We start from the raw sequence: 8,025 nt of genomic DNA on the forward strand, positions 1-8,025 counted from the left end.
GGCCTCTTCGTGGCGGTGGGGTGGGATGGCACCATCCTCACCTCCCCCTAAGGTCCTCAGGGCCCTGCCCTGGGCCCTCCTCTTTCCGCCCGCCCTGGCCCAGGGGGGCTTGGACTTGAGGTCCCAGGTCCCCCGGGCGGAATGGGGTGCGCAAAGGTCCCAGGAGGAGGCCCCTCGGGACGCCCGGGAAGACATCCTGAGCCTCCTGCAAAAGGCCGTGACCTTCCTCTAGGAGGGACCGTGGGGACGACGCCCTGGCCCCTCATGGGCCAGGGGAATCTGCGCCTGACGCCCTGCTTCTGGGCCTACGCCGCCCCCATGGGCACCATAGGCCCCGTGGGGTCCAGGAAGGCCTCCACCCGCCCCCCCGCACGAGGGCCCACACCACGGGCCCTTCCACGGGCTCATGGGGGGCGATGCGGTTCCGGTCCCGGTGGGGCCTCCCCCCGGCGGTGTGGTAGCGGGCGATCCAGACCCAGCCTTCCTCGGGATCCCGGCCTGCAGGGCGACCCGGGGGCGGAGAAGGCTACCCGGTGGAGGCCCTATCCTTGTTCCCATGGTCCCCTTCCCCCACCACCAAGCCCTCATCCAGGGCCCGGCCCACCTCCGCCCCCTCCGGCGGGGCGGGAGCTACCGCCTGGAGGGGCCGGGCCTCTTCAGCCTGCGCCTCAAGCCCCACCTCCCCGCCTGGCCCCTGGAGGGGGTCTACAGGGTCCACCTGTGGTTCCGCACGGACAGGGAGGGGCACGTGGTCCGGGTCCTCCTCCGGCGGGCTGAGCCCTTGGGGGAGGGCGGGGGAGAGGGCCCCCTCCGCTTCCTCCTCCGGGGGCGGTTCCTGGGGGAAAAGGAGGGAATAGGCCGGGTGCGGGTGGTGCCCGCGGACGCCCGGTCCTTCACCGTGGCCTACCTAAGGCGGCGCCCCCTCTACCCCCCGCCCCCCGTGGGGAGCTTTGTCCTGGTGATGGGGACCCTCCACCGGGGGCGGCTTCTTGGGGAGGAGGTGGTGGTCCTGGCCCGGGCCCTGCCCCCTCCCCGGGGGGGGTAGCCCCCCTAGGCCGTCAGCCCCTCCACCCTCAGCCGCTCCACGGGCACCCGGTACACCAGCCCACCGGTGTCCACGAAGGCCAGCCGGTACCCCCCGGTCCAGCCCGCGAAGAGCCCGTGCTTGAGCTCCCCGGCCGCGGTGAGGAAGGCCACCTCCTGCCCGTCCTCAAGGCTCAAGGGGGGCTTGGGCTTGGGGCCTGGGGGGGAGAAGACCACGCCCCTGGCCAGCTGGGCCAGGGCGAAGCGGACGCCGTAGGCGAACCCGTCAGGGCCCAAGTCTGCCGGGATGGCGGCCAGGGTTTCCAGGTAGCGCACCCAGAGCCTGGGGGTGGGGAAGTAAGGACGGAGGAGGCCGTAGACCTCTCCCCAGGCCCCGGCCTCCTTGAGGGCCCGGACCACCTGGCCGGCGGGGCCAGCCTCGGGGGCCTCGGGATGGTCATGGGCGCTGGTGTCCGGTTGGGGAGGAGGGGTTTTTGTCGTGCTGGACGCGTTTGGACATCCGTGTCCTATAACCCCCCTTTCGCCCCCCTTTCGGATCTTCAGCTGCATACTCACGCCACCGCCCTGAGCACCGGACCGATCCCCAAGCCCCGCGCCGAAAACACCTGCTTCTCCCCCATCCGGGGAAGACTGGAAAGGCGGTGAGGGCCTGGAGGAGGGTTTGGAGGAGAAGAGGTAGACTGGGTATGGGGGCCTTGGGTGGGGTCATAAGGACCAAAGACCCCCTTTCCTTTTGCCCTGTTAAGGTCTATGTGGGTGAATAACCGAAAGGGGGTTCGTAGGGATCAAGCGCATCGCCCAGGGGTGGGAGTAGAGGAAGGAGAAGCTTGGGCTGGGCAAAACCCTGCGCGAACCCCCAATCCCCCAAAGCCCAGGAGGACGACGCACACCCTCCTCATACCCTTTCATGCAGATTCCTTCATCCTGAACCGCTCCCAGGCCCCCTCCCGCTGGAAGAGGACCAGGCCCTCCTCTAGGGCAGGGCGAACGGGACCGAGCCCTTCTGCCAGCAAGGCTTCAGCCTCCTCCCAGGTGTAGGGGAAAACCTCCACGCCCCTCACCCCAGGGGGCCGGTACCGCACCAGGCGCTCCCCGAAGGGCCATGGGGTGTGGGCGAGGAGGACCAGGAGGTCCGCGTCGCTCATGGCCGTGGCCTCCCCCCGGGCCAGGGAGCCGAAGAGGACTACGGCCAGAACCTCCGGGTGCATCTCTCCCATGGCCTGGGCCCCCCGATGGACCTCCTCGAGGCGGGCCTTCCGGTCCAGGCGGAACACCCGGGTCATAGGTGCCCCCTCACGAAGTCCAGCACCTTTCCGGCCAGCTGCACCGCCTCCTCTGCCTCCCGGGCCACATAGTGGCGGGCGGCGGGGCCCGAGGGATGGGCATCGGGGTAGCGGGTGGGGATGTAGTACTTGTCCAAGATCTTGGCTGCCTCCACCAGATCCTCCGGAACGTCTATCCTCTGGGGGAGCTCCGAGAGAAGATCCAGGATGGAATGCCCCCAGGCCACCTGCCCCTGGGCCAGGTGCAGGCCCTTTAGGGCTGCCTCTGCGGCCTGCTGTGCAGCAAAACAAGCCCATGCCCAATCCCCAAGCCCCAGGGAGGCCTGGGCGTGGCGCAGGTTGTGCTCCGCCTGCTCCAGCCAGTCGCGGGCCCGGTTCACCCCTTTTACTTTACCAGCTCAAGGAGCCAGGCCGCGGTGGCCCAGGCCATAAAGGGCTCCACCCCAGCTTCCTCCAGGGGCCTGGCCGCAGTACCCCAGCCCCGTGTGCAAGCGGCTCTCCCCGTAGTACCGGACCCGCTCCGCAATCACCCCCCCCAGCTTCTCCAGAGTCTTGGCTCCAAGATAGCCCTGCGGGCTGACCAAGAAACAGGTCCTTCGCCTCCCCCTTGGTCAGCCGTCAGGCTACCTTGCCCCGACCAAAGAAGCTCTCCACTAAGCGCCTCGGCATTGAAAAATCCTCATGGGGCTCAGAGGCAAGGCGGTCTAGGCCCTTCTTCTGGGGTCCCCACCGAAGCGAAAGCTTCGGTGGGGCACTTAGTACCAGGTAGCCCGGGGGATGGGAACCTTCGGGCCCAAGGCCCGGACCCAGTGCGCGGAGAGTCACGGGCGAAGCCCGTAGCTTGCCGATGGGCAGGGGAGCCAGACCCGGAACGTAGCCTTACGGCTGACGGGCGAGGGCTTGATGGGCCAGGTCAATCCGCTCACCCAAGGTCACGAACATAGCCTTGCGGCTGACGCGCTTTACCTCCCCTGCCCGAGGGTCACGCAAAGCGTAGGTTTGGCTTTTTTAAGAGGGCAATCTCAACCTCCTTCTTACCGATGAGCTGCTCAAGGTCACGGATCTTTTTCTCCAGCTCCTTCTCCTGGGTTTCGCCGGAGAAGATGGAGGGGCCCTTTTCCATCAATTCTGCCTTCCACTTCGTCACGGCCTTGGCCGTATCTTGCCGATGGTGTTGGGGTGGACACCGTAGGCGCGGGCGATCTCCACCAGGCTCCGTTCACCCTTGACGGCCTCAAGGGCTGCTTGAAACTTAAGCTGCGGCGGTACCGGTTTGGCCTTTTTCATCTTGACCCCTAGATGGGATTAGCCTACCACTTACCCACTATCCAGTCTAGAGGTCGCGTATCCCAGGGGCTTTTGCGGGAGCTCCATGTCCTGGGGCTTTGGCCCCCGGAGGGAGGAGGGGGGGATGGGTGTTTATGCACGGTATGCGGGAGGTGCAAGTTTTGAGGCAACCCATTAAACTGAGGGCGGCATGACGGAGACCCCCCAAGAAGAGCTCACCCTACGGGACATCCTGGAGATCCTCAAGCGGCACCGGGTTTGGCTCTGGACCCTGTCCCTCCTCTTTGGGGTGGCGGCCCTTATCTACGGCTTCTTCATCGCCGAGCCCACCTACGCCTCCACGGCCACGGTGAGCGTGGCGCCCCTCGAGGTCCAGGCCCAGCTGGAGCAGAGGATCCAGGTGCAGGGGCAAAACCTCCTCACCTTCCAGGGGCTCAAGGCCATCGCCCTTTCCGAGGAGGTGACCCGGCCGGTGTGGGAGGCGCTGAAGAAGGAGGGCAGGCTCCCCACCCGCTGGCAGGACCAAGGCACCATTCCTGGCCTGGAGCGCATGCTCCGGGACTTCTCCGTGAAAGACGAGTCTCCCCGCCAGGTCCAGCCCCTCCCCCAGGGGCGGGTGCCCCCCGTGGTGGCTTCCCTTAGGGTGGAGGCCCCAAGCCCCGAGGTGGCGGCCAAGACGGCCAACCTCTGGGCGGAAGGGGTGGTGCGGCGGGTGAACGAGATCCCCCTGGCGCGGCTTAGGGCGAGCCTTTTGGCCCTGGAAGAGCAGCTTGCCCCGGCGGAAAAGGCCTACCGGGAGGCGGAAGCCCGTCTGGAGGCCTTTAACCGCACCACCACCCTGCCCCAGGACCAGGCGGAGCTTTCCGCCAAGACCCAGGAGAGGGTGGACCTGGATAGGGAGCTTTCCGGGCTGGAGCGGGATCTGGCGGCCATCCGGGGGCGCATGGCGGCCCTCGAGAAGGAGGCCCTTCGGCAGCAGGGGGTGGTGGCCCCGGGGCTTTCCCCGGACCAGCTAGCCCTCATCAACCGCAGGCTGGAGGAGGCCAAGCAGGCCCTTAGGGCGGAGACGGAAAAGGCCCGGCAGACCTTCGGCCAGGCGGCCCAGGCGCTGGAGGCGTTTAAGAAGCGGGAGAGGATCGCCGAGTGGCAGGGAGAATTGGAGGCCTTACAGAGGCGCTTGGCGGAAATCGCGGCCAGACAGGCCCGTTTGGAAACGGAGTTGGCTTCCCGCAAGGCCACCTTGGGGGCTTTAGAGGCGGAGGTGGCCAGGGAGCCTAGGGCTTTGGAGCTTTACAAGGAGGTGGTGTCGGACCCTGTGGTGGCCCAGGCGATTGCAGGGCAGGGCCTTGAGGCTCTGAAAGGGCTTACCCTGAAGGTCCAGGAGATCAACCCCGCTTATCCACCTCTCTTGACCCAAGTTTTCCAACTCCGGTCAGAAGTCAAGGCGTTGGAAGCGGAAAGGGCTTCCTTGGGGCAGGAGCGGGCCCGACTGGAGGCTAGAGCGGAGGAATTGCGGAAGCTCCTCTCTGCCCAGGAGCGGGAAAAGGAGGTCCTAACCCTGGAGTACGCCACCAAGAAGGCGGCCTACGAGGTCTTCCGCACGAGGTACGACCAGATCGCCGGTCTTACCGCTCCGGATCTCACCTTTGACAACCCCAACCCCGAGTACCAGCGCTTGCGCTCGGCCCTGATCGACGCCCAGGCGGAGGAGGCCAGGCTTCTTGCCCGGAAGGCGGCCCTGGAGGCCCGCATCCCTCAGGTGGAGGCCCGCCTCGAGGTCCTAAAGGCCCGGGTGGCCCGGGCCCAGGTGGAACAAAGCCAGCTCACCCAAGCCCTGGACCTGGCCAAGAACGCCTACCTGGCCCTGGCCCAGAAGAAGACGGACCTCCAGATTGAGATCGCAAGCTCCCAAAGCGCCCTGGCCCAGGTCCTGGCCCCCGCCTACCCCGTGTACGAGAAGGTGGCCCCCAAGCGGGCCCTTATCTTCGCCGCGGCCCTCTTCCTGGGCCTGATGCTGGGGGTGATGGCGGCCTTCCTCGCCGAGGTCCTAAGGCCCAAGGAGGCGGCTTTGGCCTAATCCTCCTCCAGAAGGGGCAGGCGCACCCGGAAGACCGTCCTTCCGGGTGCGCTTTCCACCCCGATCTCCCCCCCGTGGGCCCGGGCGATGGCCTGGGCCACGGCAAGGCCCAGCCCCGTCCCCCCTCCAGGCCCCCGGGCGAAGCGCTGGAAGAGGTGGGGGAGGAGGTCTTCCGGGATCCCTGGCCCCCGGTCCTCCACCTCCAGTAGGGCCCAAGGGCCCTCCCGCCTTACCCGTACCCGCACCCCCTCCCGCCCCGCGGCCCGCACCCCGTTGGCGATGAGGTTCCGGAGGGCTTGGAGGAGCCGGTCCGGGTCCCCCAGGACCTCCAGCTGCTCCCCCTCCACCGGGACCCCCTGCTCCCTGGCCGCTTCCCGGGCCAACTCCAGGAGGTCCAGGATGTGCAGGTCCAGCCGCCAGCCCGCCTCTCCCCGGGCCAGGTCCAGGAGATCTTCCACCAGGCGGCGCATCCTTTCCGCGGTCTTTAGGGCCGCCTCCAGGGCCTCTTTGTCCAGGGGGTTCCGCCCAAGCCGGTCCAGGTGGCCGAGGAGGACCGTGAGGGGGGTGCGGAGCTCGTGGCTCACCTCCGCTAGAAAGGCCCGCTCCCTTTCCTGGGCCTCTTTCAGGGCCTGGAGGAGGGCGTTCACCGCCTCCACCATCCGCCCGAACTCGTCCTTGGGGAGGGTGAGGGGGATGGGGTCCAGGCGGCTTGGGCTTCGGCTCGCCACCTCCCGGGCCGCCCCCTCCAGGGGCCTTGCCGCCAGGCGGGCGGTGAGGTAGACGAGGAGAAGTCCCAAGGGGAGAAGGAGGAGAAAGGCCTCCAAAAGCCCCCTCCTTAGGGCGGAAAGGGCTTCCTCCACCGGGGCGGTGTCCGCGGTGAGAGCCAGGGTCCCCAAGGGGGTCTGGACCAGGGCGGCGGCAAAGCCTTCCCCGAAGAAGGCCTTCGGGGCTTCTCCTGCCCCCTGCAGGGCGGCCTGGGGCAGGCGGTGGCGGGGTTCGGTGAGGACCAGGGGTTCACCCTCCCCAGTGTAGAGGTGGAGAAAGACCCCTCCCGTGGTGAGGAGGGCCCCGCTCTGCCCCTTCTGGTAGGCCTCCGCGGCCCGGGCGGCGTCCTGGAGGAGGATTTGGAGGAGGTGGCCCTTGAGGCTTTCCTCTACCCCTCGCCCCGCCAGGTACCCGGTGAGGAGGAGGAGAAAGAGCCAGAGGAGGCTGAAGGCCAAAAAGAGCCGGGCCCGGAAGGTCAAGCCCCGTCCCCCTCGCGCCCCGGGCGAATGGCGTAGCCCAGGCCCCGGACCGTCCGGAGGTAGCCGTAGGCCCCGGCCTCCCGGAGCTTCGCCCTGAGGTTGGCCACGTGCACGTCCAGGACGTTGGACTCCCGGCCCAGGGGCCTGCCCCACAGCCTCTCCTCAATCTCCTCCCGGGGAAAGACCCGGCCCGGGCGGGACATGAGGAGGTGGAGGAGGTCAAACTCCTTGGGGGAAAGCCGCACCTCCCGCCCGGCGAAGAAGACCTGCCTTCTCCTTGGATAAAGCTCCAGCTGGCCAACGCTTAAGACCTCGCTCCCCTCCCGGTGGCGGAGCTGCACCTGGATGCGGGCGAGAAGCTCCGCAGGGTGGAAGGGCTTGACCAGGTAGTCGTCCGCACCGTCCGAGAGGAGGCCCACCTTGCGCTCCACCCCATCTTGGGCGGTGAGGACCAGGATGGGGGTTTCGTCCGTGGCCCGGATCCTGCGGGCCACCTCCGCCCCGTCCAGGTCCGGTAGGCCCAGGTCCAGGATGACCAGGTCGGGGTGGTGCTGGCGGAAGAGGGTGAGGCCTTCCATCCCCCCCTTGGCCCAAAGCACCCCAAAGCCCGCTTCCGAGAGCTCCAGTTCCACCAGCCGGGCCACCTCGGGGTCGTCTTCTATGAGGAGGATCCGCTTCATGGCCAAAGCCTTTCCGGAAGGGTCAGGCCGTAGACCTCTTTGAGAAGCTTTAAAAGGCTTACCCGCTCCCTTTCCAGGAGGACATCCCCCCGGTCCACCACCCCGCTAAACGTCTTGGGTTTTTCCCCTGGTATGGCCAGGAGGAGGCGGACCTCGCTCCCCGCCCGGGGGGGCAGGGGAGGGGAGAGGGGGAGGAGGACCTTCCCCTCCACTCGCCAGGCCCCGTGCAGGGTCTTGAGGTCGGGGGAGAGGAGGCGGAGCTCGGTGCCCGGGGGAAGGGCGGGGCCCAGGAGGGGCGGTAGGGCGGCCAGGGCCAGGCTCAGGAGGAGGGCAAGGGGAAGGAGGGGCCGCATCCTCCCCATTCTACGAGGCCCCTTTTTCTGCGGGTGGGAGGTGGGTTAACTCAAAAC

General features: G+C 67.9%; 11 protein-coding genes. 3 read left to right on the plus strand and 8 right to left on the minus strand.

All coding sequences use genetic code 11. From position 1 onward, the window contains the following. Together WKI94_RS10810 and WKI94_RS10815 are read left to right on the plus strand one after the other, a co-directional pair. Positions 1–232 (plus strand): hypothetical protein (locus tag WKI94_RS10810; RefSeq protein ID WP_337845740.1); only part of this gene is annotated, 232 nt, incomplete at its 5' end. Positions 233–556: 324 nt separating this feature from the next. Then, entirely contained in the window at positions 557–1,045 is a 489-nt protein-coding gene (locus WKI94_RS10815) for a hypothetical protein (RefSeq protein WP_337845741.1), read from the plus strand. A gap of 5 nt (positions 1,046–1,050) precedes the next feature. On the opposite strand, the gene WKI94_RS10820 is transcribed toward WKI94_RS10815, so the two are convergent. The 5 genes from WKI94_RS10820 to WKI94_RS10840 all read right to left on the minus strand — a co-directional run bounded on the left by WKI94_RS10820 (position 1,051) and on the right by WKI94_RS10840 (position 3,614). Continuing rightward, positions 1,051–1,593: a hypothetical protein gene (locus WKI94_RS10820; RefSeq protein ID WP_337845742.1), complete on the minus strand. Its 543-nt coding sequence runs from the start codon at positions 1,591–1,593 to the stop codon at positions 1,051–1,053. A gap of 356 nt (positions 1,594–1,949) precedes the next feature. Further along, entirely contained in the window at positions 1,950–2,327 is a 378-nt protein-coding gene (locus tag WKI94_RS10825) for a nucleotidyltransferase domain-containing protein (protein WP_337845743.1), read from the minus strand. Then, positions 2,324–2,707, minus strand: coding sequence for a HEPN domain-containing protein (locus tag WKI94_RS10830; protein WP_337845744.1), 384 nt, complete (start codon positions 2,705–2,707; stop codon positions 2,324–2,326). Before WKI94_RS10830 ends, WKI94_RS10825 begins: the two co-directional genes overlap by 4 nt. 602 nt (positions 2,708–3,309) lie before the next feature. Beyond that, positions 3,310–3,474, minus strand: coding sequence for a hypothetical protein (locus WKI94_RS10835; RefSeq protein ID WP_337845745.1), 165 nt, complete (start codon positions 3,472–3,474; stop codon positions 3,310–3,312). Further along, positions 3,471–3,614, minus strand: a complete 144-nt coding sequence (locus WKI94_RS10840; protein WP_337845746.1) for a hypothetical protein — start codon at positions 3,612–3,614, stop codon at positions 3,471–3,473. Before WKI94_RS10840 ends, WKI94_RS10835 begins: the two co-directional genes overlap by 4 nt. Before the next feature lie 190 nt (positions 3,615–3,804). On the opposite strand from WKI94_RS10840, the gene WKI94_RS10845 reads away from it, so the two are divergent. Then, positions 3,805–5,691, plus strand: coding sequence for a Wzz/FepE/Etk N-terminal domain-containing protein (locus tag WKI94_RS10845; protein ID WP_337845747.1), 1,887 nt, complete (start codon positions 3,805–3,807; stop codon positions 5,689–5,691). Here WKI94_RS10845 and WKI94_RS10850 read toward each other — a convergent pair. Genes WKI94_RS10850 through WKI94_RS10860 form a run of 3 tightly spaced genes read right to left on the minus strand, consistent with a single transcriptional unit; the run spans position 5,688 to position 7,968 of the window. Further along, positions 5,688–6,935, minus strand: coding sequence for a HAMP domain-containing sensor histidine kinase (locus tag WKI94_RS10850; protein WP_337845748.1), 1,248 nt, complete (start codon positions 6,933–6,935; stop codon positions 5,688–5,690). The two genes, WKI94_RS10845 and WKI94_RS10850, sit on opposite strands and share 4 nt — an antisense overlap. Then, entirely contained in the window at positions 6,932–7,615 is a 684-nt protein-coding gene (locus WKI94_RS10855; RefSeq protein ID WP_337845749.1) for a response regulator transcription factor, read from the minus strand. The genes WKI94_RS10850 and WKI94_RS10855 overlap by 4 nt, the downstream gene beginning before the upstream one ends. Beyond that, a complete protein-coding gene (locus tag WKI94_RS10860; protein ID WP_337845750.1) occupies positions 7,612–7,968 on the minus strand; it encodes a hypothetical protein in 357 nt (118 codons plus the stop codon). Before WKI94_RS10860 ends, WKI94_RS10855 begins: the two co-directional genes overlap by 4 nt. Positions 7,969–8,025: the final 57 nt, after the last annotated feature.

This window comes from Thermus sp. (genome assembly GCF_037444525.1).
GTDB lineage: Bacteria > Deinococcota > Deinococci > Deinococcales > Thermaceae > Thermus.

Excerpts from the sequence above, each read along its gene's own strand:
- WKI94_RS10845 (WP_337845747.1), top strand. The coding sequence starts at position 3,805 with ATGACGGAGACCCCCCAAGAAGAGCTCACCCTACGGGACATCCTGGAG.
- WKI94_RS10860 (WP_337845750.1), bottom strand. The coding sequence starts at position 7,968 with ATGCGGCCCCTCCTTCCCCTTGCCCTCCTCCTGAGCCTGGCCCTGGCC.
- WKI94_RS10855 (WP_337845749.1), bottom strand. The coding sequence starts at position 7,615 with ATGAAGCGGATCCTCCTCATAGAAGACGACCCCGAGGTGGCCCGGCTG.
- WKI94_RS10820 (WP_337845742.1), bottom strand. The coding sequence starts at position 1,593 with ATGCAGCTGAAGATCCGAAAGGGGGGCGAAAGGGGGGTTATAGGACAC.
- WKI94_RS10815 (WP_337845741.1), top strand. The coding sequence starts at position 557 with ATGGTCCCCTTCCCCCACCACCAAGCCCTCATCCAGGGCCCGGCCCAC.
- WKI94_RS10840 (WP_337845746.1), bottom strand. The coding sequence starts at position 3,614 with ATGAAAAAGGCCAAACCGGTACCGCCGCAGCTTAAGTTTCAAGCAGCC.
- WKI94_RS10825 (WP_337845743.1), bottom strand. The coding sequence starts at position 2,327 with ATGACCCGGGTGTTCCGCCTGGACCGGAAGGCCCGCCTCGAGGAGGTC.